Annotated in this window: 20 protein-coding genes; 6 read left to right on the top strand and 14 right to left on the bottom strand. The window is 69.4% G+C overall.

Translation table 11 applies throughout. The annotated features are described in order from the left end of the window. Nucleotides 1-142: 142 nt before the first annotated feature. From ligD to secD, 3 genes are all read right to left on the bottom strand, one after another. Nucleotides 143-1,114 (bottom strand): non-homologous end-joining DNA ligase, encoded by a 972-nt coding sequence (ligD, locus tag ACFPJ1_RS22375; RefSeq protein ID WP_380106667.1) that lies wholly within the window; start codon nucleotides 1,112-1,114, stop codon nucleotides 143-145. Further along, on the bottom strand, nucleotides 1,111-3,090 hold the full coding sequence (locus ACFPJ1_RS22380; protein WP_380106709.1) for an ATP-dependent DNA helicase: 1,980 nt from the start codon (nucleotides 3,088-3,090) through the stop codon (nucleotides 1,111-1,113). The genes ligD and ACFPJ1_RS22380 overlap by 4 nt, the downstream gene beginning before the upstream one ends. A 121-nt stretch (nucleotides 3,091-3,211) precedes the next feature. Then, nucleotides 3,212-5,512, bottom strand: coding sequence for a protein translocase subunit SecD (secD, locus tag ACFPJ1_RS22385; RefSeq protein WP_380106669.1), 2,301 nt, complete (start codon nucleotides 5,510-5,512; stop codon nucleotides 3,212-3,214). A 77-nt stretch (nucleotides 5,513-5,589) separates the two neighbouring features. On the opposite strand from secD, the gene ACFPJ1_RS22390 reads away from it, so the two are divergent. Beyond that, on the top strand, nucleotides 5,590-5,751 hold the full coding sequence (locus ACFPJ1_RS22390) for a hypothetical protein (protein WP_380106670.1): 162 nt from the start codon (nucleotides 5,590-5,592) through the stop codon (nucleotides 5,749-5,751). On the opposite strand, the gene ACFPJ1_RS22395 is transcribed toward ACFPJ1_RS22390, so the two are convergent. Both ACFPJ1_RS22395 and macS read right to left on the bottom strand, forming a co-directional pair. Further along, nucleotides 5,752-6,393, bottom strand: a complete 642-nt coding sequence (locus ACFPJ1_RS22395; protein WP_132298844.1) for a response regulator — start codon at nucleotides 6,391-6,393, stop codon at nucleotides 5,752-5,754. Then, nucleotides 6,390-7,544, bottom strand: coding sequence for a MacS family sensor histidine kinase (gene macS / locus ACFPJ1_RS22400; protein ID WP_380106672.1), 1,155 nt, complete (start codon nucleotides 7,542-7,544; stop codon nucleotides 6,390-6,392). Before macS ends, ACFPJ1_RS22395 begins: the two co-directional genes overlap by 4 nt. 240 nt (nucleotides 7,545-7,784) lie before the next feature. On the opposite strand from macS, the gene ACFPJ1_RS22405 reads away from it, so the two are divergent. From ACFPJ1_RS22405 to ACFPJ1_RS22415, 3 genes are all read left to right on the top strand, one after another. Next, the gene (locus ACFPJ1_RS22405) at nucleotides 7,785-10,160 is read left to right on the top strand and encodes an immune inhibitor A domain-containing protein (RefSeq protein WP_380106674.1); all 2,376 of its coding nucleotides are present in this window, start codon (nucleotides 7,785-7,787) and stop codon (nucleotides 10,158-10,160) included. Between the two features lie 202 nt (nucleotides 10,161-10,362). After that, complete coding sequence (locus tag ACFPJ1_RS22410; protein WP_380106676.1) at nucleotides 10,363-11,781, top strand: MFS transporter; 1,419 nt, start codon at nucleotides 10,363-10,365, stop codon at nucleotides 11,779-11,781. Between the two features lie 61 nt (nucleotides 11,782-11,842). Next, complete coding sequence (locus ACFPJ1_RS22415; protein ID WP_465261081.1) at nucleotides 11,843-12,697, top strand: helix-turn-helix transcriptional regulator; 855 nt, start codon at nucleotides 11,843-11,845, stop codon at nucleotides 12,695-12,697. Nucleotides 12,698-12,763: 66 nt separating this feature from the next. Here the strand turns inward: ACFPJ1_RS22415 and hflX are convergent, their stop codons facing one another. Next, on the bottom strand, nucleotides 12,764-14,263 hold the full coding sequence (gene hflX, locus ACFPJ1_RS22420) for a GTPase HflX (RefSeq protein ID WP_380106679.1): 1,500 nt from the start codon (nucleotides 14,261-14,263) through the stop codon (nucleotides 12,764-12,766). 82 nt (nucleotides 14,264-14,345) lie between these two features. After that, nucleotides 14,346-15,194 carry a diaminopimelate epimerase gene (gene dapF / locus ACFPJ1_RS22425; RefSeq protein ID WP_380106680.1) on the bottom strand — a complete coding sequence of 283 codons (849 nt, stop codon included), beginning with the start codon at nucleotides 15,192-15,194 and terminating at the stop codon, nucleotides 14,346-14,348. A gap of 23 nt (nucleotides 15,195-15,217) precedes the next feature. Here dapF and ACFPJ1_RS22430 point away from each other — a divergent pair, with 23 nt between their 5' ends. Beyond that, the gene (locus ACFPJ1_RS22430; protein WP_380106682.1) at nucleotides 15,218-15,487 is read left to right on the top strand and encodes a hypothetical protein; all 270 of its coding nucleotides are present in this window, start codon (nucleotides 15,218-15,220) and stop codon (nucleotides 15,485-15,487) included. A 1-nt stretch (nucleotide 15,488) separates the two neighbouring features. Here the strand turns inward: ACFPJ1_RS22430 and ACFPJ1_RS22435 are convergent, their stop codons facing one another. From ACFPJ1_RS22435 to ACFPJ1_RS22455, 5 genes are read right to left on the bottom strand one after another with little or no spacing between them, the layout of a single operon-like run. Next, entirely contained in the window at nucleotides 15,489-17,057 is a 1,569-nt protein-coding gene (locus ACFPJ1_RS22435; RefSeq protein WP_380106683.1) for an N-acyl-D-amino-acid deacylase family protein, read from the bottom strand. Beyond that, the gene (locus tag ACFPJ1_RS22440) at nucleotides 17,054-18,538 is read right to left on the bottom strand and encodes a Na+/H+ antiporter NhaC family protein (protein ID WP_380106686.1); all 1,485 of its coding nucleotides are present in this window, start codon (nucleotides 18,536-18,538) and stop codon (nucleotides 17,054-17,056) included. Before ACFPJ1_RS22440 ends, ACFPJ1_RS22435 begins: the two co-directional genes overlap by 4 nt. Nucleotides 18,539-18,589: 51 nt before the next feature. Beyond that, nucleotides 18,590-19,711 carry an o-succinylbenzoate synthase gene (gene menC / locus ACFPJ1_RS22445; protein ID WP_380106687.1) on the bottom strand — a complete coding sequence of 374 codons (1,122 nt, stop codon included), beginning with the start codon at nucleotides 19,709-19,711 and terminating at the stop codon, nucleotides 18,590-18,592. A 16-nt stretch (nucleotides 19,712-19,727) separates the two neighbouring features. Continuing rightward, on the bottom strand, nucleotides 19,728-20,387 hold the full coding sequence (locus ACFPJ1_RS22450; protein WP_380106689.1) for a MurR/RpiR family transcriptional regulator: 660 nt from the start codon (nucleotides 20,385-20,387) through the stop codon (nucleotides 19,728-19,730). Further along, on the bottom strand, nucleotides 20,380-21,159 hold the full coding sequence (locus ACFPJ1_RS22455; protein ID WP_380106691.1) for a hypothetical protein: 780 nt from the start codon (nucleotides 21,157-21,159) through the stop codon (nucleotides 20,380-20,382). Before ACFPJ1_RS22455 ends, ACFPJ1_RS22450 begins: the two co-directional genes overlap by 8 nt. Before the next feature lie 141 nt (nucleotides 21,160-21,300). On the opposite strand from ACFPJ1_RS22455, the gene ACFPJ1_RS22460 reads away from it, so the two are divergent. Next, nucleotides 21,301-22,443, top strand: coding sequence for a M20/M25/M40 family metallo-hydrolase (locus ACFPJ1_RS22460; protein WP_380106693.1), 1,143 nt, complete (start codon nucleotides 21,301-21,303; stop codon nucleotides 22,441-22,443). A gap of 54 nt (nucleotides 22,444-22,497) precedes the next feature. On the opposite strand, the gene ggt is transcribed toward ACFPJ1_RS22460, so the two are convergent. Both ggt and ACFPJ1_RS22470 read right to left on the bottom strand, forming a co-directional pair. Further along, the gene (gene ggt, locus ACFPJ1_RS22465) at nucleotides 22,498-24,354 is read right to left on the bottom strand and encodes a gamma-glutamyltransferase (RefSeq protein WP_380106695.1); all 1,857 of its coding nucleotides are present in this window, start codon (nucleotides 24,352-24,354) and stop codon (nucleotides 22,498-22,500) included. A 96-nt stretch (nucleotides 24,355-24,450) separates the two neighbouring features. After that, nucleotides 24,451-25,152, bottom strand: a complete 702-nt coding sequence (locus ACFPJ1_RS22470) for a hypothetical protein (RefSeq protein WP_380106697.1) — start codon at nucleotides 25,150-25,152, stop codon at nucleotides 24,451-24,453.

The raw sequence follows: 25,152 nt of genomic DNA on the forward strand, positions 1-25,152 counted from the left end.
CAGGTGGAATCGTTGCCCGATTTACTGAGACACACCGTGAATCACTGTCTCAGTCAGCCAGCAGTAGATCTCGTCATGGGCACATGAGTAAGAATTTCTCTCTGGGTTGGTCTTTGCCGTTTGGTCGTGACTGAGGTGCAGCTCAGAGAACTACTGATTCCGGGTCGATGTCCAGGCGGAGTCCTCGCCAGACCGGGTGGCGGAGGCGGCCGTCGCCGGCCCAACCGGAGAAGGCGACTTCGGCGACCAGGAGTGGGTCGAGCCAGTGAGCGGCGCGACGGTCCGGGGTGGGGACCGAGGAAGCGTCGAAGGGTGGCCGGTCGATCTCGAGGGCGGCCAGTTCCGCGCTGAGCACCTCGAGCATCGCGAAGTCCAGACCCGAGCCGACCTTGCCGATCAGAATGAGCTCGCCGCCGGGCTCGGCGTAGGCGCCGCAGTACAGCGAACCGATCCGTCCGGCCCGGTTCCCCTCCCCCGGATGCCAGCCACACAGAATCACGTCACGCGTCTGGATGGGCTTCACCTTCACCCAGTCGTGGCTACGTTTCCCTGGCAGATAGCGGGATCTGCGTCGCTTCGCCACCACGCCTTCGAGACCGGTCGCCGCCGACAGTTCGAGCGCCTCGTCGCCGTCCGCGTACGCCGGTGGCACCTCCCAGAACGGATCCCCGATGTCGAGCGAGTCCAGCAGTCCCCGCCGATCGTCGTACGTTGCGTCCAGCAACGACTTCCCGTCGAAGGTGAGCACGTCGAAGACCCGCACAGACACAGGCACCTGACTGATCAACTGCGCGAGATGTCGCGGATCGCGCACGTGCATCCGCCGCTGCAGCAGCCCGAACGACGGTGCCCCGTTCTCGCCCAGCGTGACGATCTCCCCGTCCAGTACCGCGGGCAGGGTCAGCCCCGGCTCGTTCGCCAGCCCGAGCAGTTCGGGATAACCGCCGGACACGTCGCGGCTGTTCCTCGACCAGAGCCGGCAGACGCCTTCCTCCACCTCGGCGATCACCCGGATGCCGTCCCACTTCATCTCGTACGACCAGTCCGCCCCGGACGGCATCGGTCCGACCGCCGCCATCATCGGCAGGACCGGGGGGCCGGACGCGGGGCTCACGAGTCCTGGAGTCTCTTCAGGGCGCCGAGCACCTTCTCACGATCGGCCGTCGGCCACATGGGTGGCAAGGAGGCGCGCAAGTAGCCGCCGTACCGGGCGGTGACGATGCGCGGGTCGAGGATCGCCACCACGCCGCGATCGGTGGTCCGGCGGATCAGCCGGCCGGTCCCCTGCGCGAGCAGCAACGCCGCGTGGGTCGCGGCGACGGCCATGAAGCCGTTCCCGCCCGCCTCGTCCACGGCTCGTTGCCGGGCGGCCATCAGCGGCTCGTCCGGCCGCGGGAACGGAACCCGGTCGATGATCACCAGATTGCAGGTCGAACCCGGTACGTCGATGCCCTGCCAGAGCGACAGCGTCCCGAACAGCGAGGTCTCCGGGTCCTCCACGAACTCGCGCGACAACTCCCCCAGTTGCGCGTCGCCCTGGCACAGCACTTTCAGGTCGGTCGCCTCGCGGACGGCAGCCGTCGCCGCCTCGGCCGCCCGGCGGGACGAGAACAACCCGAGTGTGCGGCCACCCGCGGCCGTGATCAGGTCGACGATCTCCTCGAACTGCTTCTTGCCGAGCCCGTCGCGATGCGGCGGCGGCAGGTGCTTCGCGACGTACAGGATGCCTTGTTTCTCGTACTCGAAGGGCGAGCCGACGTCGAGCCCGCGCCACGGCAGCGGGCCGGTCTCGGACTCGTCGTCCACCTCGGGCATCTCGTCGTCGCCGTCGAGCTTGTCCGCTGGGCGCAGGCCGACCTGCCGTGCGATCGCGTCGAAGTCGCCGCCGAGCGTGAGCGTCGCCGAGGTGAGCACGACGGTCCGGTCCTTCAGCACCAGTTCGCGGAGCAGGCCGGCGACGGTGAGCGGCGCGATCCGCAGTTCGCGGCCGAACCGGTCCCGGTCGACCATCCAGACCACGTCGAGGTCGCTCAGCGCGGCCACCCGCTCGGCGACGTCGAAGATCTCCTTGACCGCGCCCTTCGACTGCCGCTTGGCGCCGTCCGGGTCGTCGTCCTTGTCGTCGGACTTCTTGTTCAGGTCGGAGTAGATCCCGCGGGCGGCGTCCCGGACCAGGGCGGCCGCCTCGAGCACGACGCCGTTGGACGCCTCGATCCGGCCCTCGCGGGTCTCGTCCAGAGCGGCGCGCAACGCGTCGGAGGCGTCGATCAGGTCGTCGGCCTTGTCGTCGTCGACGAACCGGCGGGCCCGCTTGGCGGCGCGTTCGACCATCTGCGGCGAGAGCTCGTCGCCGGCCGCGCCGGTGACGCGGGCCGGGAGCTCGTGCGCCTCGTCGACGATGACCACGTCGTGCTCGGGCAGCACCGTGCGGTTCTCGAAGGCGTCGATCGACAGCAGCGCGTGGTTGGTGATGACGATGTCGGCCTTGCGCGCCTGCTCCTTGGCCTTCTCGGCGAAGCACTCCTCGCCGTACGGGCACTTCTGCGCGCCGAGGCACTCCCGCGCGGCGATCGCCACCTGCTGCCAGGCCTGGTACTGGTGGGTCGGCGCGTGGTCACGGTCGCCCGCCTCGCCGTCGAGCAGTTGCTGCTCGGCCCAGTCGCGCAGCTCGAGCACCTGCTGGCCGATCGGGCCGGCCGGCGGCACGTCGATGAGCATGCCGTCGTCGTCCGGCGCGCCCTCGCGGATCCGGTGCAGGCAGGCGTAGTTGTTCCGGCCCTTCTGGATCGCGTACGACGGACGCCGGGGCAGCAGCTTCTCCGTGGCGTCGAGCAGGGCCGGTACGTCGCGGTCGACCAACTGCGACTGCAGCGTCAACGTGGCGGTGGAGACGATGACCCGGCGCTCCTCGACCGCGTGGATCAACGCCGGCACCAGGTAGGCGAGCGACTTCCCCGTGCCGGTGCCGGCCTGGACCAGGAGGTGGGATCCGTCGTGCATGGACCCGTTCACCGCCTCGGCCATCTCGACCTGACCCGGACGCGTCTGACCACCGATCCCGGAGACCGCGGCCTCCAGCAGTTCCCGCACCTCGACACCCACCGCATCACCCTAGCCGGATCCGCGGACAGTTTCCGGCCACCGCCCCCGACCCTGTGGACAAGCCGCTTCTGGTACTACGCGCGCCCCTGCCGGACGCCGGCGAGGCGGGTCAGACGACGGCGCCACGGTCGGGTTCGGCGTCCCGGTCTCGTTGCTTGACTTTCGGGCGCGGCGGCGGGGCCGGGTAGCGCTTCTCCAGCTCGACCAGCAGCGGGGCCGCGGTCAGGTTGGAGGAGTAGGTGCCGACCAGGATGCCGAGCAGCAGCGCCAGGGCGAAGTCGCCCAGCGAGTCACCGCCGAGCAACAGCAGCGCGGCGAGGATGAAGAGCGTGCTGATACCGGTGTTGATGGTCCGAGGCAGCACGTTCACGATCGCGGTGTCGACCACCGGCCCGAGCGCCTCGGTGGACCGGGCGTTCCGGGTCTCGCGGATCCGGTCGAACACCACCACCGAGTCGTTCACCGTGTAACCGATGATCGTCAGCAACGCCGCGAGGAAGATGCCGTCGATCGGTTTGCCGGTCCAGGCGAACACGCCGACCACGACCGCGACGTTCTGCAGCAGCGCCAGCACGGCGCCCGCGCCGAAGGTCCAGCGGAAGCGCACCGCGAGGTACGCCAACTGAGCCAGCAGCGCGACTCCGAGCGCGATCAGCGCCTTGTCGCGCAGTTCGCTGCCGAGCGACGGGCCGATGCTCTCGTTGCGGACCAGTTCGGTGCCGCCGCCGATCCGGGAGATCGACTCGCGGATCTTCTCGGCCTCGTCGTCGCTGATCGTGCCGGTCCGGACGGTGATGTCGTCGGTCCCGGACGCCTGCACGACCGCGTTCGGGTACCCCGCCTCGGCGACCGCCGCGCGGGCCTGGTCCGGGGTGATCTGCTGCGCCGTGCTCACCTCGAGCAGCCGCCCGCCGGTGAACTCGATGCCGAGGTTGAGACCGCGGATCCCGACCCCGGCGAGGCTGACGACGATCGCGACGGCGGTGATGATCAGCCAGCGTCGGCTGTGCTTCATCAACGCCGGCCGCTTGGCCTCCAGCCAGGTCCGGACCCGGCCGTGACCGGCGATCCCGCTGATGCCCGGATGGTTCAGCACGAACTTCCGGGAGACGGCGAACTCGGCCAGTACCCGGGTGACGACCAGCGCCGACAGCATCGAGGCGAGCACACCGATGCTCAACGTGACGCCGAAGCCCCGGACCGGACCGGCCGCCAGGAAGAACAGGAGTCCGGCCGCGAGGAGGGTGGTCACGTTGGAGTCGGCGATCGCGGACAGCGCGTTCTGGAACCCGCTGCGCAGGGAACGGCGCAATCCGTCGGTCCGGCCGCCGATGTAGTCCTCACGTGCTCGTTCGAAGACCAGCACATTGGCGTCCACCGCCATACCGATCGCGAGCACGAAACCGGCCAGGCCCGGCAGGGTCAGGGTGGCCCCGAGCGCGGTCAGCGCGGCGTACGACAGACCCGCGTAGGCGATCAGGCCGAAGACAGCCATCAGGCCGACGAGGCGGTACACGATGGTGATGAACAGGGCGGTCAGCGCGACGCCGATGATGCCGGCCAGCGCGCTCGCCTGGATCGCGTCCTTGCCCAGCGACGGCCCGACCACCCGCTGGTCGATGACCTGGACCGGGACCGGCAGCGAGCCGCCCTCGATCAGCGCGGCCAGATCCTTGGCCTCCTCCTCGGTGAAGGAGCCGGTGATCGTGCTGGTGCCGCCGCCGATGCCGACGTTGCAGAGCTGGCTGCCGCCGTTCGGGTCGACCTGCGGTGCGGTGATCACCTCGTTGTCGAGCACGATCGCGACCCGCCGCTGCGGCGACCCGACCGGCTCACACGCGGCCTTGCCGGTGATGTCCGCCCAGATCTTGCCGCCGTCGTCCTTGAAGTCCATCTGGACGAACCAGCCCTGCGCGGCCTGCGCGGGGTCGATCAGCCCGTCGGCACCGCTGACCTTCTCACCGGTCATCGCGGGCTTGGCCAGCCGCAGCAGGCCGGCGCCGTCGTCGCTGGGCAGGTACAGCTCCCCCGCGGCCGGCTTGGCGGGCTTCTGCGCGACCTGGTCGAGCACCTGGTGGAAGGTCAGCTGGGCGGTCTTGCCGATCACTTTCGCCGCCTCGCGCGGGTCCTGCACGCCCGGCAGCTCGACGATGATCCGGCGCTCGCCCTGACGGGTCACGCTCGGCTCGCTGACCCCGAGCGCGTCGATCCGGCGGCGCAGTACCTCGAGCGCCTTGTCGGTGGTCTCCTGGTTCGCCTTCACGGTCGGCGAGTCGCTCGCCTCGAGCACGATCTGGGTGCCACCGCGCAGGTCCAGGCCCAGCTCGGGCTTGGCGGTCAGCACGGTGTACGTCGACGCTGCGAGGATCAGGAACGCGAACAACGCGCGGACCAAGGACGACCGGTTCACTGACTTCCTCCGGAAGGTGGGCACCCGCTGTGCGGATGTCGTGACACAGAGCAGGCCACTGGAAGTGGAAAGGCTCAGTGTACGAACGAACACAAGCCCCGGATCATCCCCGCGAGCAGCAGCAGCGGACCCGTCACACGGGCCCGCCGCGCATCGAGACCAACGCGACCCCGAACGTGGTCAGCGGCGGCACCACCGGCGGCACGGTGAACCGCCTGCTCTTCAGCAACGGCCTCTGACTACTGCTCGCTCGTATCGATCCCGTGCTCGATGGCGTAGCGGACGAGTTCCGCACGGTTGTGGAGCTGTAGTTTCCGCAGCGTGTTCTGCACGTGGTTCTCGACGGTCCGGTGGGACAACACCAACCGGGTGGCGATCTGCCGGGCCGTCAGACCACGAGCCACGAGCCGCAGTACCTCTGTCTCCCGCTCGGTGAGCTGCGGCACCTCCGGCCCGGCTCCGAGCCGCCTGTACTCCCCCAGCAGCAACCCGGCCAGCCCTGCGCTGAACACGGCGTCGCCTTCCGCAGTACGCCGTACTGCGTCGTCGAACTCGTCCAGGGACGCCGATTTCACCAGGTAGCCGGAGGCACCGTTCTTCACGGCGGCCAGTACGTCGGCCTGCTCTGCGCTGGCCGACAACACCAGGACCCGGGTGTCCGGCAGCGCGGCGGTGATCTCGCGGGTGGCGTCGACGCCCGAGCCGTCGCCGAGCTGGAGGTCCATCACCACCACGTCCGGCCTGGTCGCCTTGGCGATCCGGATGCCGCCGGCAACGTCCGCCGCGGTCGCGCAGACGTCGTACCCGCGACTGCCGAGGTCTCGCGCGACGCCCTCGCGCCACATCGGATGGTCGTCGACGATCATCACCCGTGTCGTCATGCGGTGGTCACCTTCATCTCCCACTCGGTACCTTCGCCCGGGGCGGTCCGGACCGTGACGCTGCCGCCGAGATCGGTGATCCGGCCGCGGATCGACTGGCTGACCCCGAGGTGCCCGTCGGATCCCGCCCGCAGCAGCTGGTCGAGCGTCGTACCGGAGCCGTCGTCGCGGACGGACAGCAGCACCTCGCCACCGAGATCCTCGACCACCACCCAGCAACGGGCCTCCGGGCCGGCGTGCTTGTCCACGTTACTCAACGCTTCCTTGACCGCGGCAACCAGTTCGGTCGCCGTCGCGGTCGGCAGCAGCACTTGCTCGGCCGGCACCACCACGTCCACCCGAGGGGTTGCCAGCGGCAACAACAGCATGCACAGGTCGATCCGGCCGCGGTCGCCGCTGACCGGGCGGGAGGCCATCAGGGTGCGCAGGGCAACCTCCTGCTCGGCGGCCAGGGCGGCGAGCTCCACCGCCTCGCCACCGATCGCGGTCCCCCGCCGCTGCACCTGCGCGAGCACCTGCAGTACTCCGTCGTGGATCGACCGGCTGAGGCGGAGTCGCTCGGCCGTCGCGCTCTCGGCAGCGATCGCCTCGCGCAACCTGGCGTTGGCGCGCCGCATCGTGGTCGCGGCGTACCCGACCACCAGGCCCGCTACCAGCAGCAGTTGAACGTTGCTCAGGACCTTTCCCACGTTGTCGAAGCCGCGGAGGGAGAGCAGCGCGAGACTGACGGCCGCGGCGCCGAGCAGTCCCCCGTCGCGGCCGCGGGAGATCGCCAGCGCGAGCACCGGCCCGGCAGCCCAGACCGAGGTGAGAACGGAGGCGCCGCCACGGATGTCGACCAACGGCTGAGCCAGCAGGGTCAGGTACATGCAGCCGATGGTGACGATCAGGTCGGCGAAGGCCAGCCGGGTGTTGCGGCGTCCCCAGTGCCGGCTGTACCCGATGGAGGCGATCACCGTCCACACGCCCATCACGACCAGTTGGATCACCGCGCCGGATTGGTTGCGGATATCGTCCCAGCGGGTCCACACCCCGAAGACGGCGAAGCCGTAGGTGATCACCCGGAAGACCACCAGAGCCCGCCACAACGGCAGCAGCAGGTCGGCCGAGTCACCCCGGTCCCGGCCTGCTTCCTGCCGCGCAGCGTTCATGTCGCACAGTGTGCCAATTCCCCGGGCCGCGACGCTGCGTCGTCGTACTCCAGTGCCCTGAGTGGTCTTACTCAGATCGTGAGTGCATGATTCCCCGCTGTTGCGGAACTTTTTGGCGCGAACCACTTCAGCACGGCCGATTTTCCCCGTACTGTCGCGGCAATCGACACGCTCGGGGGAGCCATGAACACGCCGCGTCACCACGCGCAGGCGTGCTTTTGAGGAGCAGGGAGAAAAAACGTGCGCAAAGTATCTGCCGGGCTGTTCAGCCTGGCTCTCGCGGCGACGTTCGGACTGAGCATGAGCTCGGCCGGCAACGCCGCACCGCCCAGGGACGTCGGTACGGCGCCGGCCGCGAGTGAGGCCTCGGCTCCGGACGAACTGCCCAACCCGCAGGAGGACAAGCGGCGCGAGCTGCGTGAGGAAGCCCTCACGAAGGTCCTCAACGGCACCGCCACGGCGGAGAAGCGCGGCACCAGCACCGTGGTCAAGCTGGGCAAGAAGACGGCCGGGGCCAAGGGCCAGAGCAGTGCCAAGGCGGCCAAGGTCGACCAGTACGTCGAGCTGAGCCGGGAGAAGACCGACCGGATCTTCGTGGTGCTCGCCGAGTTCGGCAACGAGCGGCACCCGAGCTACCCCGACCAGGACACCGCACCTGGCACCCCCGGCCCCACGACCTTCGAGGGCCCGCTGCACAACGCCATCCCGGAGCCCGACCGCGCGGTGGACAACTCCACTGTCTGGCAGGCCAACTACAGCCCCGAGCACTTCCGGCAGCTGTACTTCGGCGCCGGCGCGAACGTCAACTCGGTGAAGAACTACTACGAGAAGCAGTCGTCCGGGCGCTACAGCGTGGACGGCACCGTCACCGACTGGGTGAAGGTGCAGTACAACGAGGCCCGCTACGGCCGGTCCAACGGCTTCCCGTGCACCGGCAACGTCTGCAACAACACCTGGGCGCTGGTCCGCGACTCGGTGAACCAGTGGGTCGCCGACCAGAAGGCGGCCGGCCGCACCACCGCGCAGATCACCGCCGAGCTGAAGACGTTCGACCAGTGGGACCGCTACGACTTCGACGGTGACGGCAACTTCAACGAGCCCGACGGCTACATCGACCACTTCCAGGTCGTGCACGCCGGCGGCGACCAGGCCGACGGTGACCCGCACCAGGGCGAGGACGCGATCTGGTCGCACCGCTGGTACGTCGGTCTCGCGGGCGGCCCGGCCAACAACCCGGCCGGCGGCACCCAGCTCGGCGACACCGGCCTGTGGGTCGGCGACTACACGATCCAGCCGGAGAACGGTGGCATCAGCGTCTTCGCGCACGAGTACGCGCACGACCTCGGCCTGCCGGACGAGTACGACACCTCCGGTGCGGCGGTCGAGAACGGCGTCAACTGGTGGACCCTGATGGCGCAGAGCCGGGTGGGCGCACCGACCGACGGCGGCATCGGCGAGCGCGCGGCCGACCTGAACGCCTGGGACAAGCTGCAGCTCGGCTGGCTGGACTACGAGATCGTCAAGGCCGGTCAGACCAAGTCCCTCGACCTCGGCCCGCACGAGTACAACTCCGCCAAGGCCCAGGCCGCGGTGGTCACGCTGCCGAAGAAGAGTGTCACCACCGCGCTCCAGACGCCGCCGGTCGGCAGCAAGTCGTGGTGGAGCGGCCGTGGTGACGAGTTCACCCACACGATGAACCGCCAGGTGACCCTGCCGGCCGGCGCGGCGACGCTGACCATGCAGGCGAACTGGGAGATCGAGGACTGCGACACCACGGCCTGTGACTACGCCTACGTCGAGGTCAACGACGGCACCGGCTACAAGCCGATCGCGGGCGACATCACCAACCCGGCCGAGGGCAACGGCATCGACGGCGAGAGCAACGGCTGGGTTCCGGCCACATTCGACCTGTCCGCCTATGCCGGCAAGACGATCGGCCTGCAACTGCGCTACACCACGGACGCGAACACGGGTGGCTTCGGCTTCTTCGCGGACGCGATCAAGGTGACCTCGGGCACGTCCACGCTGGTCGACTCGGGCGCGGAGGCCTCCCCGGAGGGCTGGACGCTGAACGGCTTCAGCTCGCAGGGAGCGACCATCACCACCCTGTACGACAACTACTACATCGCCTCGCACCTCAACTACGTCTCGTACGACCAGTACCTGAAGACCGGCCCGTACAACTTCGGCTTCGGTGCGGCCCTGCCGGACAAGGTGGAGCACTTCCCGTACCAGGACGGCCTGCTGGTCTGGTACTGGGACACCTCGCAGGCGAACAACAACACCAACCAGCACCCGGGTGAGGGCCTGATCCTCCCGATCGACTCGCACCCGGACCCGATCAACCGTCTCGACGGTCAGATCTGGCGCCCGCGGGTGGCCGGCTACGACGCCCCCTTCGGGCTCGAGAAGGCCGACAGCTTCAACCTGCACGTGAACGGCCAGCCCAGCTACATCCGTGGCCAGGACGGCGTCTCAACGTTCAACGACAGCAAGTCGTACTGGAACCCGCTGCAGCCGCAGAACGGCGTCAAGGTGCCGAACAACGGCGTCAACATCAAGGTCCAGTCGCGCACCGACACCTCGATGAAGATCAAGATCTCCAGCCGTGACTGATGCCCTGAAGATCTGCTGCCCTGATCTGATGCACTGAGCAACTAACAGCGGCCGGTGGTTCCCCCGAGGGGAGCCACCGGCCGTCTGCCTGTCACTGGCAGTGCTAGGCAGAACAGAGTGAGGTACGCCGACCCGGACGACGCGACAGTGGAGAGGTCCGGAGAACACGCTCCGGAAGGACCCCTTGGAAGGGACTTCTCCGATGACAGTCGTCGAGCTGACCGCGGCCGACCCGCAACGGATGACCGGCCCGCGGCAACGGCTCACCCTGCTCGTCCTGCTGACCGCCGGCTTCACTCTGGCGGTCGACTTCTCCATCCTGAACGTCGCACTGCCCGTGGTCGGCCAGGATGTCGGCTTCTCGCTGGCGAACCTGCAGTGGATCGCCACCGCGTTCGCCCTCTGCGCCGCCGGATTCACGCTGCTGTTCGGCCGGGTCGCGGACCTGTTCGGCCGCAAGCGGATCTTCCTGGCCGGGATGGCGTTGCTCGGCATCGCCTCGCTCGTCGGCGGCATCGCCACCGCGCCACCGGTGCTGATCGCCGCCCGCATCGCCCAGGGTCTGGCCACCGCCGCGGTCACCCCGGCCGCGCTCTCCCTGCTGACCACGTCGTTCCCCGAGGGACGGCTGCGGGAACGAGCTCTGAGCTTCAACGGCGCGCTGATGGCCGCCGGATTCACCACCGGCGCGATCCTTGGTGGCCTGCTGACCGATCTGCTCAGCTGGCGTTGGGCCTTCTTCGTCAACGTCCCGGTCGCGGCGATGGTGCTGATGGTCGCACCCAGGGTGCTGGTCGAGACCCGGCTGGACCGGCGGCCCCGCCTGGATCTCTGGGGCGCTCTGGCGGTCACGGGTGGTCTGCTCGCTCTCGTCTACGGCTTGACCCGGGCCGGCGAGGAATCCTGGGCGGATGCCCGCGCCCTGATCGCCCTGACCGCAGGCGTCCTGTTACTCGCCCTTTTCCTGCTGATCGAGCGCCGCGTCGACGCCCCGCTCGTACCGCTCCGGGTCCTGCGCCGGCCCACGGTCCGCTGGGGCAATCTGGCCGGTCTGCTCGCCTTTGTCACCGAGACCTCGCTGGTCTTCCTACTCACCCTCTACCTGCAGCGGGTTCTCGGCTACTGCCCGCTGATGGCCGGGCTCTCGTTCGCCGTACTCGGCGTCGGCACTGTGGTCGGTGGGACGATCGCCCCGAAGGTGCTCGGCAGGCTGGGCACGCGCAGGACGATCGTGGCGGGCTTCCTGCTCCAGGCCGCGGCGACCCTGCCGCTCGTGCTGCTCGGCCGGTCCGACGGCTGGATGGCGCTGCTCCTGATCGCCACCTTCATCGGGGGTGTGGCCAACCTGGTGGCCATCGTCGGCTTCATGGTCACCGCGACGTCCGACCTGCCCAACGAGGAGCAAGGCTTGGCGACCGGGCTCACGACGATGAGCCAGCAGGTCGGCATCACGATGGGCATCCCAGTCATGAGCGCCATCGCCACAGCCGCGATGAGCGGCGGCGACGGCCCGGCCCAGGTGCTCGCCGGGGTGACGACGGCGATCTGGGTGAACGCGGGCCTGTGCGTACTGGCCGCGCTCCTCACCTTCGTGTTCCTCCGGCCAGCAAAGGCGGTCTGACATGTGCTGCCACGAGAAAATCACCAGCTGGGCCGGATCGGCGCCAACTACGATGAAGATCGTGGAGACGGAGCTCGGACACTTCCTGCGCACCCGGCGTGGCCGGCTGCAGCCGGAGGACGTCGGCCTGGTCTCGTACGGCGCCCGCCGGGTGCCGGGGCTCCGGCGCGAGGAGCTCGCCCAGCTGGCCGGGATCAGCATGACCTACTACACCCGGCTCGAGCAGGGCCACAGTCAGCAGGCCTCCGACGAGATCCTGCTCGCGATCGCGCGGGCGCTGCGGCTGGACGAGGACGAGACGGCCCACCTGCGCGATCTTGCCCGCCCGGCCGACCACCGCATGCCGCGAGCCCAGGAGCCACAACCGGCCCGGGAAGGAGCCCGCCGCCTGGTCGGGGCGATGAGCGGGGTGGCCGCGATCGCGATGGACCGGCGCAGCGACGTGCTCGCCTGGAACTCGACCGCCCACCGGCTGCTGGCCGGGCACTACGACGAGCACAGTCCCTGCTCCGTCGACACCCGCCCGAACCTGACCCGGATGCTGTTCCTCGATCCGCACACGCGAGAGCTGTACGCGCAGTGGGAGCTGGAGGCCGAGCGATCGGTCGCCTCGCTGCGGCTGGTCGCCGGGCGGCACCCCGACGACCGGTACCTCGCCGAGCTGATCGGCGAGCTGTCCATGAAGAGCCCCGACTTCGCCCGGCTGTGGTCGGCCCACCCGGTACTGAACTGCTCTTTCGGGACGAAGATCTTCCAGCACCCGGTGGTCGGCCGCTTGGAGCTCGGCTATGAGGTCGTCCAATTCCCGGACAACTCGGCCCATCGCCTGCTGATGTACACCGCGGAGACCGGCTCTCCCTCGGCCGTCGCCCTCGAGCTCCTCGAGCGCGGTACTGCCGACCTCAAGATCTCCTGACCCCAAGCCGGCCGGGACAGCAGAACGGCCGGGCTGGGTGAGTCCAGCCCGGCCGTTCGTGTGCCGTCAGTGTGCAGCGACGCCGTACTGCGCGAGGTCGCCGGCCAGGTCCGCGTGGACCCGGGCGGTGAGGCGGGTGCCGTCGGCAGTGTGCTCCAACTGGTCCACCGCGCCCTCGGAGTGGATCCGGGAGACCAGGTCGCCGCGGTCGTACGGGAGGAGCAGGTCGACCGGGACGTCCGGGCTGGGCAGCGACGCCTCGACCAGGGACCTCAGCTTGTCGATGCCCTCACCCGTGCGAGCGGACACGACGATCGCGCCGGTCTCCCGGTGCAGGATCGGCGCGAGCGCCATCGGGTCGGCCAGGTCGCCCTTGTTGATCACGATGATCTCCGGGACGTCCGAGGCGCCGATCTCGTTGAGCACCTCGCGGACCGCCTGGATCTGCGCCATCGGGTCCGGGTGCGAACCGTCCACCACGTGCAGCAGCAGATCCGCGTCCGCGACCTCCTCCAGCGTCGAGCGGAACGCCTCGACGATGTCGTGCGGCAGGTGCCGCACGAACCCGACGGTGTCGGTGAACGTGTAGACCCGGCCGTCGGACGTGGTGGTCCGGCGGGTGGTCGGGTCCAGGGTCGCGAACAGCGCGTTCTCGACCAGGACGCCGGCGCCGGTCATCTGGTTCAGCAGCGAGGACTTGCCCGCGTTCGTGTAGCCCGCGATCGCCACGGAGGGGATCGAGTGCCGGCGGCGTTCCTGCCGCATGGTCGAACGGGTGCCCTTCATGTCCTTCAGCTCGCGGCGCAGCTTGGAGATCTTGGTGTTGATCCGGCGCCGGTCGGTCTCGATCTTGGTTTCACCAGGACCACGACCACCGATACCGCCACCAGCCGCACCGACCCGGCCACCGGCCTGGCGGGACAGGTTCCCACCCCAACCACGCAGCCGCTGCTTCATGTACTGCAGCTGAGCCAGCTCGACCTGGGCCTTGCCTTCCTTGCTCTTCGCGTGCTGGGCGAAGATGTCCAGGATCAGCGCGGTCCGGTCGACGACCTTGACCTTCAGCTTGTCTTCCAGGTTGCGGAGCTGGGCCGGAGCCAGCTCGCCGTCCGCGATCACCGTGTCGGCGCCGAGCGACGCGACCAGGTTGCGCAGGTCGTGCACCTTGCCGCTACCGATGAAGGTCGCGGGGTCCGGCTTCTTGCGCCGCTGGATGACGCCGTCGAGCACCTCGGAACCCGCGGTCTCGGCGAGCAGTTTCAGCTCGGCGAGCGAGTTCTCGGCGTCCTCGGCGCTGCCGTCGGTCCACACGCCGACCAGCAGCACACGCTCCAGCAGAAGTTTGCGGTACTCGACCTCGCTGATGTCCGTCAGCTCGGTCGACATCCCCACCACGCGCCGTAGCGCCTGGCGTTCCTCGAGTTCCAGCCCTTCGGTGCCCAGGGTTTCGGAACTCAGAGTGTCGTTGTCATAACCCGACGAAGTGTCCTCGTCGTCGAGCACGTCGTCCTGGAGCAGGTCGAGGTCGACGTCGGTCTCTTCGTATGCGTTCGAATGGGTCGTCATATACCTTCCATCGTGGCACGCGCCACCCACACGGGCGACCCGTTTTCACTTTCAACGCCCGGGCCTACCCCCGGATTCCCGTTCAGAGTGGTAGCCAGGCTCGGTCGAAGTCGCCGCGCGCGTGCACGACAGCCGGTCCGGTGAGCTCGAGGTGGTTGTCCTCACGCCACGTGACCGTGACGGATCCACCCGGTACTCCGACGCGGTACGTGACGGGGGTTTCCTGCCGTGCGGCCCGGGCTGAGGCGACTGCTACGGCGCAGGTGCCCGTGCCGCAGGAGCGGGTCTCCCCCGAGCCGCGTTCGTGGACGCGCATCTCCACCTCGTTCGGGCCCTTGCGGACGACGAACTCCACGTTCACGCCGTGGGGGAATGCCTCGGCCGGGGTCCAGCCGGGCTGTTCGATCAGCCAGCCGGGCTCGCGCAGATCGTCGACGAAGGCCACGGCGTGCGGATTCCCCATGTCCACGTGCAACGCGGGCCACTGGTGACCGTTGGCCTCGACAACGATCCCGGCCGGTCCGGGGAAGACCGGTTCGCCCATGTCGACGGTGATCGTGCCGTCGTCGTTCAGCGCGATCTCCTTGACCCCGGCCCGAGTTCCCACCCGTACGGGCTTGCCGTCGGTCAGGCCGGCCTCCGCGAGGTACCGGGCGAAGACGCGGATGCCGTTGCCGCACATCTCGGCGATCGACCCGTCCGTGTTGCGGTAGTCCATGAACCACTCGCCACCGTCTTCGACGTACGACTGCTTCGATCCCTCGATCACCCGCAGTACGCCATCCGCCCCGATCCCGGCGTACCGGTCGCAGAGGAACCGCACCACCGCGGGATCGAGATCCCCGTGCACGGACCCGTCGGGGTCGGGCAGCAGCACGAAGTCGTTCTCCGTGCCGTGCCCCTTCAGCCAGGGGAAGGTACCGGTGCTCATAGGGAGATCGTACGGTTTGACCCATGGCAGACGAGCACGTCGCGTACTTCTGGGAACGCGAGGACGCCGACGCCGTGGCCGAACTGCTGGGCGGACAGGTCCGGCGGGGCCGGTTCCACGGGGAGGACGACGACGAGGATCACCCGTGGGTCGTGGTGACGGCCACCGATCGCGCAGTACTGGAGCAGGTGGCGGGTGAGCACGACGGCTGGCTGGAGGCGCCTGCCGACGAGCGGGCTCCCGCCACCCCGCCCCCGCTGCCGACCGAGCCACGCAGGCTGAAGAACCGCTGACTCAGCCCTTCCGCAGGACTCGCCCGGGCCGGTTGGCGGTCGGTACGCCGTCGCGCAGTACGGGCTCCCCGGCGACCAGCACATGCTCGATCCCGACGGACAACTGCCACGGCTCGTCGTAGGTCGACCGGTCCGCGACGCGCTCCGGATCCAGTACTACGAGGTCCGCGACGGCGCCGGGTTTCACGACGCCCCGGTCGTCCAGACCGAGCCGGGACGCGGGCAGCGAGGTCATCCGGCGGACAGCCTCCGCCAGGGTCAGCACTGCCTCGTCGCGCGCATATCGCCCGAGCACCCGCGGGAAGGTCCCGAAGCTGCGCGGGTGCGGGTGACCCTCACCCGTCGCGCGCAGGATCCAGCCGTCGCTCGCGACACTCGTCCACGGATGACGCAGTACCGCGACCACGTCGTCCTCGCACATCCCGTGGTTGACGACGCTCACCGCGGCCTGGTGGTTCTCCAGCACGCGCAGGGCCGCCTCCGCGCCGTCGACACCGTCGCGCCGGCCGATCTCGGCGAGGCTCAGCCCGCGACAATCGTGATAGCGCCCGGGCGGAAGCGACGCGATCACGACGTTGTCCGGGTCGAGGATCGCCTGCTCTCGTACTGCGTCGAGGACCTTCGTGCGCTCGGTGGCGTCGCCGAGGCGCGCGAGCAGACCTGCAGTACCGCCTTCCATCGTCCAAGTTGGGAGGCGGGCTGTGAGGGTGGTGCTGGAGGCGGTGTACGGATAGACGTCGCAGGCAACATCCACCCCATCCGCACGGGCCTCGTCCATGCGTTCGAGGGCGGCGTGAACTTTCCCGTGGTTGGCCGGGCCCATCGCCTTGAGGTGAGACACCTGCAGCCTGGCGCCACCGGCCCGCGCTGCCTCGATCGCCTCGTCGAGAGCCTCCAGCAGGCGGACACCTTCGTTGCGGATGTGCGTGGAGTACAACAGCCCGTACTCCGCTGCGGTGGCAACCAGTGCGGCTACCTCGGACGGCTCCGCGAAGGTGCCGGGCGCGTAGATCAGGCCCGTCGAGAATCCCACCGCACCCTGTTCGGCGGCGTCCCGCAGCAGCGCCTTCATCTGCTCGAGCTCCGCCTCGGACGGCGCGCGTTCGGCACCACCGAGGACGGCCAGCCGGAGCGCCGAATGGCCGACCTGCAAGGCGATGTTGATCGCCAGACCGGCACCGTCCAGGACGTCCGCGAATCCCCCGCTGTCCTGCCAGGACCAACTGTTCTCCGGAGCCAGGAACGCCGTACCGGCTCGCATCTGGTCCAGATCGGTGATCGGGAACGGCGACCAGCCGCAGTTCCCGGTGACCAGGGTGGTGACGCCCTGGTGCAGCTGCGTGACGGCCTCCGGGCTGGCCTCCATCGAGAAGTCCGCGTGCGAGTGCAGGTCGATGAAGCCGGGTGCCACGATGTTGCCCCCGGCATCGATCAGTTCGAGGCCGGGTGGCAGCTCGGCGTCAGCGGGCAGCAACTCCGTGATCCGGCCGTCGTCGATCAGGACGGTCGCGGCCACCGCCTCGGCCCCAGTCCCGTCCAGGACGAGGCCGCCGGTGATCGCGTCGATCATGTCGTCACCAGCAGGATGCCGGCGTACATCACGCAGGCCGGGACCAGCAGCAGCCAGCCGGTGATCATCATGTTCTTCAGGTTGGACGACCGGGCCAGCCCCATCGCGCCGACCATGTTCGCGTTCGGGAACGGCCCGTAGGTGTCGGCCTTCGAGGCGAACAGCAGCACCACGACCCAGGCGGCCGGTCCCACCCCGGCGCTGGCCGCCAGAGTCCCGAACACCTTGTCGAGCAGGACGACCTGAGCCGCCGTCGCCCCCGGCACCCCGACCCAGCCCAGTAGTGCGATCGCGATCGCCACGCCGAAGCCGGACACCGTCGCCAGTTCCGGGCCGATCGCGTCCAGGATGACCTGGAACGGCGCCAGCTTGTCGATCAGCGCGAAGAGGGCCGCGAGCAACCAGAACAGCAGCAGGATGCTGATCAGCTTGGCGCCACCGCGGTACATGTGCTCGGCGATGTCGCGTGCCGGCAACCGCCCGGCGATGCCGGTGACGACACCGAGCAGCGGCAACGCCAGCAGCGGGAAGTTGGTGCCGGCCTCGGTGATGGTCGCGTAGACGACGCTGACCAGCAGCGCGATGATGAAGGCGATCGTCGCCGCCCGTGGCGCCCGAGCGGTGTAGGCGCTGTCGTCGGTGACGAGCTCGCTCAGGTCGTACTCGTCGCCGGTGCGGACCGTGCGGCGCTGGATGTAGGCGACCACGAACGGCCCGAGCAGCAGGGAGAGCACCGCCAGCGGACCGGCGCCGTACCCGAGGTAGGTGAGGTAGCTGACGTCCGCCGCGGTCATGATCGCCACGTTCGAACCGGCGAACGGTGCCACGGTCAGCCCGGCGCAGCCGCCGATGAACAGCATCGAGGCGGTGGCCGAGCGGGTGTAGCCGAGACGAGCCGTGATCGGCAGCACGATCGGCGCGGCGATCGCCAGCGCACCCGCCAGCGTGCCGAGGCTCGCGACCAGCAGCAGGCAGGCGATCATCACGCCGAGCACGACCGCCGTACGGCTGCGGTCTCCGACCATCCGCATCACGCCGTGCACGATCGTCGACGCGACACCGGTGACCCGGAGCACCTCGCCGACGCCGGCGCCCAGCACGATGATCAAGCCGATCGCGGTGACCGAATCGGCCAGCGACTCCCCCAGCAGGGTGCCGGTCTCGAGCGGACTGAGGCCGACGATCAGAACACCCGACAGCACCGCGAGCACGGTGCCGACCACGATGTCCATGCCGAGCAGGCAGAGCACGGCGTACATCACGATCGGCAGCAGGCCCCACAGCGTCGGGCCGTCGGTCGCCAGGCCGGCCACGATCGAGGCCACCAGGCCGACGGCCGCGAGGAGGTTCACCAACCGGCGGCGACCGGGCGGCAGTTCGACGTCATAGGCGTTCGCACCCTGCTCCGGCGCGGTCTTCTGCGAGACGGCCTCGTCGGGGGCGGTCTGCGGCGGTCCGGTGGTGCTCTTGTCTTGGCTCATCAGAGTCCTGTTCTGTCGTGGCCGGGGGCGGTCAGTGCGCGGCAGAGCGCGTCAGATTGTGGTGGTGGCGGTGATGGAGGCAACGGTATTTGCGGCGATCAGGTCGGTGTCGACGCCGTGGCCGAGACCGGCCGACTCCGGCACCTGGACGACACCCCGGCGCGCTACGACTGGTGGGGTCACCACGTCGCGCGCGTAGTACTTCTCCGAGGCTGAGACGTCGGATGGGAGGGTGAAGCCGGGCAGGCTGGACAGGGCGACGTTCGCCGCGCGGCCGATGCCGAACTCGTGCATGCCACCGCACCAGACCGCGATCCCCGACTCCCGGGCCAGGTCGTGTGCGGCGCGTGCCGCGGTCAGCCCGCCCATCCGCGACACCTTGATGTTGAGCACCCGCAGCGCCCCGAGCGACAAGGCCGTCTCCAGGTCGTCCAGCGTCTCCACGCTCTCGTCCAGGCAGACCGGCGTCTCCACCGCACGCTGCAGCCGGGTGTGCGCGAGCAGGTTTCGCGGCGCGAAGGGCTGCTCGATCATCGTCAGGCCGAACTCGTCGAGCGCCAGCAGGGCGGCCAGGTGCTCGGCGGACTCCGAATAGATGCCGTTGGCATCGACATGCAGATCGAGGTCCGGGTACTCCGCGCGGACCGCGCGCACCGGTTCGACGTCCCAGCCGGGCGCGATCTTCAGCTTCACCCGCGGATAGCCGGCGTCCACCTGGCGTCGTACCTCGGTGAGCAGGTCGTCGATGGTCGGCTCGATCCCGAGGGAGACGCCCGCGGTGACCTCAGAGCGGGTCCCGCCGAGCGCCTTGGCCAGCGGTACTCGGCGCAGAGTGGACCAGAGCACCCAGGCGGCGACGTCGACGCCGGCCTTGGCGAACTGGTTACCCCGCACCTTCGCCCAGAACCGCGGTACCTGCTCGGGCTCGTCCCACTCCTGCCCGAGCACGGCCGGGAGCAGGTAGCGCTCGGCGATGTGCCAGCACGACTCCACCGTCTCCGACGCGTAGTACGGGTCAGACGGCGAGGCGATCTCGCCCCAGCCGACAGCGCCGGAGGCGTCCTCCAGCTCGACCAGGATGTGGTCCAGCTCGGCCTTGCGGTGCGAGCTGGTCGCGAAGGCGTGGACCAGCGGCAGCCGGACCCGATGCAGCCGGGCTGCGGTGACGTGCACAGGAGTTCCCTTCGGTTCAGTCGACGACATACAGCCCCAGTTCGGTGTTCAACCGGTCCCGTTCTCCGAGCCGGCGGCGGGCACCCTTGGCGCTCGCGGTGGTCAGGGTCGCCAGCACATGCAGGACGGCGGCGACCACGGTCGGCGAGTCCACGTACGACGCGCTGCCGGTCGCCACGTAGATGCACTGGTCCGCGATATCGGCCAGTGGGGCGTCGTCGTAGTCGGTGATCGCGACGAGTTCGCCACCGGCCTCGACGAACCGGCGCGCGATCTCGACGGTGTCCCGCCGGTAGCGGCGCAGCGAGAACGCCACCATCAGATCGCTGGAGCGGACGTCGGAGAGCACGTCGACGCTGCGGACCACCGTGCCGTCGATCAGCGTCACGTGCGAGAGCCCGGCACTGAGGTCGAAGGCGAGCAGGGACGCGTACGAGAAGGACTTGCTCGAGCCGACGATGAACCGGCGGCGAGCGGCGACGATCCGTGCCGCGGCCCGGGCGATCGAGTCGTCGGCGAGGATCAGGTCGAGCGCTTCGGCGATCGAGGCCCGCTCCTGCTCGACCACCCGCTGCTGCAGCAGAGTGGAGGACCTGCGCTGCAGGCGGGCGTCGTACCGCTCGTGGGGGCTGGCCAGCTCACGGTTGAGAGCGCGCCGCTCGTCGGCCTCAGACATCGGTCGCCTCCTGGGCCGGCCCGAAGAAGTAGACCGCGGTCTCGGCGTCGACCCGCTGGCAGGAGATCGCGACCAGGCCCTTGCCGAGCAGGTCTGCGAAGGCGGAGCGCACGTCGTGGCGGACCTGGTCGGCGACGTCCGGGCGGGTTGCACTGAGAGCTGCGAAGTCGGCCGGAAGTGCCAGCCACAGTTCGTCACCGTCGCCTGCCGCAATGCCCCAATCCGCCTCGGTTGGTTCCACCGGCGACGTCCGCGACGGGTTCGACTGGTCACCCTCGCGCAGGTCCCACTCGACGACCACGCGGTCGGTGCCGGGTTCGCCGTACAGGTCCGGCTTGAACCAGCGGCCGCGGGCGCCGAGGACGTCGAGGTTGAAGTGCGCGTTGCGGGTCTGGAACGGGTCGTAGGTCCAGCGCATCGAGGTCATCCCGTTGGCCAGGGCGATCTCGCGCTGTGCTCGCTTGAGGAGCCGGCCGAGGCCGAGGCCCTGCTGGTCGGCGGCGACCACTGCGGTCTGCGAGTAGTGGTAGAGGTTCACGCCGTCCGTGCCGCAGAAGCCGTAGGCGAGGGCGACCAGCCTGTCCGCGGCGTCCAGCACTCCCACGACGGAGCCGCCGTTGGCCACCAGGGCACCGAGGAGACGCGGGTTGAGCGCGTAGTCGGGGTGCTGATAACCGAATACAGCGCGATAGAGCGCGGCCGCTTCCGCGAACTGCGCCGGGGTGCTGAGAGTGACGGTACGGAACCCGCCGGGCGTGCGCTGCGCTGTCATCGATCTCCTGCAACCAAAGATACGTAACGGATCTTGCTTCGTGGCTGAGTTAACCCGTTGAGAAATCTCAGGTCAATGCCTGTCCAACAGGCGAAATTCACGAGGCAACGCCGGACAGGAAGTGATGATACGTTCACTATCATGGAGAACAGATGGCAGCAGGCGGCAGCCGGACAGGGCGCGCGGATGCTCGAGAGGTTGCACGAGTACGTCGCGCACGAGACCCCGACGGGTGATGCGGACGCGCTGAACGCGTTCGCCGACCGCCTCGTCGCCCGGTACGCCGACCTCGGTGGCACCGCCCGGCGGGTGCCTGCGGCAACAGGTGACCACGTGGTCGCGAACCTGCCCGGCCGGGGTCCGCGAGCGGATGAGCCACCGCTGCTCTTCCTGGCCCACCACGACACGGTGTGGCCGGTGGGCCAACTCGACGGCCCGATGCCCTGGCGTGAGGAGGACGGCATTGTCCACGGGCCGGGCGTCTTCGACATGAAGGGCGGCCTGGTCGTCCTCGAGACCGCGCTGCGACTGATCGCGGAGCAAGGTGCCGACCATCGACCGGTGCGGATCGTGGTCGCCGCCGACGAGGAGGTCGGTTCACCCTCCGCCCGTGAACTCGTCATCGCCGAGTCGGAAGGGGTGGTCGCCGCCCTCGGGCTCGAACCTCCGCACCAGAACGGTGACCTGAAGACCGCCCGTCGCGGTAGCAGCCGGGTCCGGATCGAGATCACCGGGCGGGAGGCGCACGCCGCGCTGGATCCGGAGTCCGGCGTCTCCGCGATCGACGAACTGGTCGACCAGTTGGCCGCCGTACGCTCGCTCGTCGGGTCCTTCGACGACGTGCTGTGCAACGTCGGCACCATCACCGGCGGCGGGCGGACGAACGTCGTACCGGGGACTGCTTCGGCGGACATCGGCTTCCGGTTCATCGACCCCGACACCGAGCGCGCTGTGCTCGACTCGATCGGCAAGTTGGAGCCGGTGCGGGCGGGTGCTCGAGTGCAGGTGTCGGTGATCTCGAATCGGCCTGCCTGGCAGCCTTCTGTTGAAGGCGATGAACTGCTGGCTAAGGTCGCGGCTGCGGGTCGTTCGGTCGGCCAGGAGGTCGGGGGCGCTGTCGCGGCCGGTGCTGCCGACACGAACCTGACGGGCTGGCTCGGAGTGCCCAGCCTGGACGGCTTCGGTCCGGTGGGTAAGGGTGCTCACGCGACGCACGAGCAGATCGTCGCGGCCAGCCTTCCTGAGCGCGCTGCTCTGATCGCCGCGATCATCACCACCCTCTGAAGAAGGCAGCACCCCGCCGCCAGTGGCGACGGGGTGTTGCCTTGATGGTGTGAGTCAGCGCGGCCAGAGTTGGTGGACCGTGCCGGCGGCGCCGCCACCGCGGCGTTTCGGTTCCGCTGCGGCCAGATAGCCGCCGCCGGGAAGGAACTCCAGGGCCGCCACCGCGCCGATCTCGGCCGCCGAGGTGAGGGCGTCACCCGAGGGGACGAGAACGTGCCCGTAAGGCTTCAACGCGGTCCCGTACGCGTCGATGAACGGCGGTTCGGCGGTGACCGTCGCCGTGTTCCGCTGGGAGGCTCGCGGCGCGGCGACTGCCTCGGGCAGCGTCATACCGCGGTCCAAACGGTTGGTGAGCGTCTGCAGGACCGTGGTGATGATGGTCGACCCACCCGGCGAACCGAGCGCGAGGAACGGCTTGCCGTTGCGCAGCACGATCGTCGGCGACATCGACGAGCGCGGCCGCTTGCCCGGCTGGATGCGGTTCGGGTCGGCCTCGTCGTAGACCGCCGAGAAGTCCGTGAGCTCGTTGTTCAGCAGGAATCCGCGGCCCGGGACGGTGATGCCGCTGCCGCCGGTCTGCTCGATCGTCAGCGTGTACGACACCACGTTGCCCCACTTGTCGGCGGCAACGAGATGCGTGGTCGACAGGCCCTCGGTGTCCGGCCGTTCCGTCGTCGCGACACCCGCGGCGCACGGCGCGTACGAACCATCCGGCGAACCGGCCTTCAACGGCTTGATCGACGCCTTCGCCGGGTCGATCAGGCAGGACCGCTCGGCCCCGAACCCGGGCGACAGGAGTTCCTTGGTCGGCACGTTCACGTAGGCCGGGTCACCGACATACGCACCCCGATCCGCGAACGACAGCGCCGACGCCTCGAGGTACGTGTGCAGTGCCTGCGGGGTCGACAGCGTCGACAACTTCTTCGGCGCGAGGATGTTCAGCGCCTCCCCCACCGTCGTCCCGCCCGAGGAAGAGGGTGCCATCCCGTACACGTCCAGTCCGTCATACCGGACCTTCGTCGGATCTCGCTTGATCACCTTGTACTTCGCGAGGTCCGCCGTCGTCAGCTTCCCCGCCTTTACCGGCAGAGTGGTCCCGGCGACCTTCGGCGGCGTCTGCACCACCGTGGCGATCTCCTGCGCGAGCGGTCCGCTGTAGAAGGCCGCCGGACCCTTCTTGCCCAGCAATTCGTAGGTCCGGGCGAGCTCCTTGTTCTTGAACACCGAGCCGACCTGCGGGGCGTCGCCGCCGGGCAGGAACAGCTTGGCCGTCGGCACGATCGCGGAGAACCGGGCCTTGTTGTCCAGCGTCTGGCTGCGGAACGTCGCATCGACGACGAAGCCGCGATCGGCCAGTTCCGCGGCAGGCTTCAACGCCTTGCCCAGAGACAGCGATCCCCACTGGTGCAGGGCGGAGTCCCAGGTGGCCAGCGTGCCGGGAACCCCGACGGAGACGCCGGAGGTGACCAGCTCGGGGAAGAAGTTGTACGGCTTGCCCGTCGCCGGGTCGATGAACGCGTCGGTCCGCATCTCCGCGGGCGCGGTCTCCCGGCCGTCGATCGTGGACACCTTGCGGCTCTTCGCGTTGTAGTAGACGAAGTACCCGCCACCACCGACGCCGGCGGAGTACGGCTCGGTGACTCCGAGCGCGGCGGCGGTCGCGACGGCCGCGTCGACCGCGTTGCCGCCGCGCCGCAGTACGGACAGGCCGATGTTCGTGGCGTCGGCGTCGACCGAGGCGACAGCGCCGCCGAAGCCGATCGCGGTCGCGTTCTTCACGGGTGGCGGCGGCGCGTGATGGCCGGCGTCCTTCGTGGGGGCGGTGCCTGTTGCCGTGGCCATGCTCGCGGTCAGGCCGGTCAGGACGAGCGCGCCGGCCGTCAGGGTCGCGGCGAAGCTTTTCGGTCTCACTAGGTCCTCGCAGGGATCGGCGTACAGGGACACGCCCTGCCTACCGCGTCCGCACGGTGCGCGCCACTTCTGGCGAGTCCAGTTCCGGTGGTCGGGTCAGGAGACCGTGCAGGACCCCATGAAGCGGCGGAGGATCTCGTCGTTCCAGTCCTTGTCCCCGACCGGCAACTGGACGAGCAGCCACCGCTCGCCGAGCTTCACCTGTCCGGCCGCGCGGCCGGCCTCGGTGCCGACGTGGAAGACCTTGCCGTCGGCTTCGGTCACCCGGACAGCCTGGAGACTGCGGGCCTCCGTTGCTGACTGCAACACCAGCTTGGCGGCAGCGTCCGACGTCCGCACCAGCGGCGGCGTCAAGACGACCCGGTCGGTGGTCACGGGTGCCTCCGGCGTCCAGCCCTGTGGCGCAAGCGAACAGTCGATGTTGCTCCAGGCCTTGCTGTTCGCCGTCAGTTCGATCATCGCGCCGGCGAAGACCGACGCCGACTCGCCGGCCTGGTCCGCACCGGTCGCCGCCGGCGTCGCCGTCCCGGCCGCCTCGGTGCCGGCGCTGGCACCGGCCTCGTCCGAGCCGGTGGCGACCTCCGTCCCGCCACCGCCCCACCACTTCACCTGGTTGCCGATCGCGAGCACCGCGGTCGTCACGGCGGCGGCACACAGCACACCGGCGACCCGGCGACGAGTCCTGATCCGGCGCAGCGCGCGACGCCCGCGCGCCACGTCGGCCTCCACGTCGGCCGCGGGGAGGCCGTCGACCGTACGGTCGGCGAACCCTTCCAGCAACCTCTTCACGTCGTCCAC

This window comes from Kribbella qitaiheensis (assembly GCF_042657745.1).
GTDB classification, from domain to species: Bacteria; Actinomycetota; Actinomycetes; order Propionibacteriales; family Kribbellaceae; genus Kribbella; species Kribbella qitaiheensis.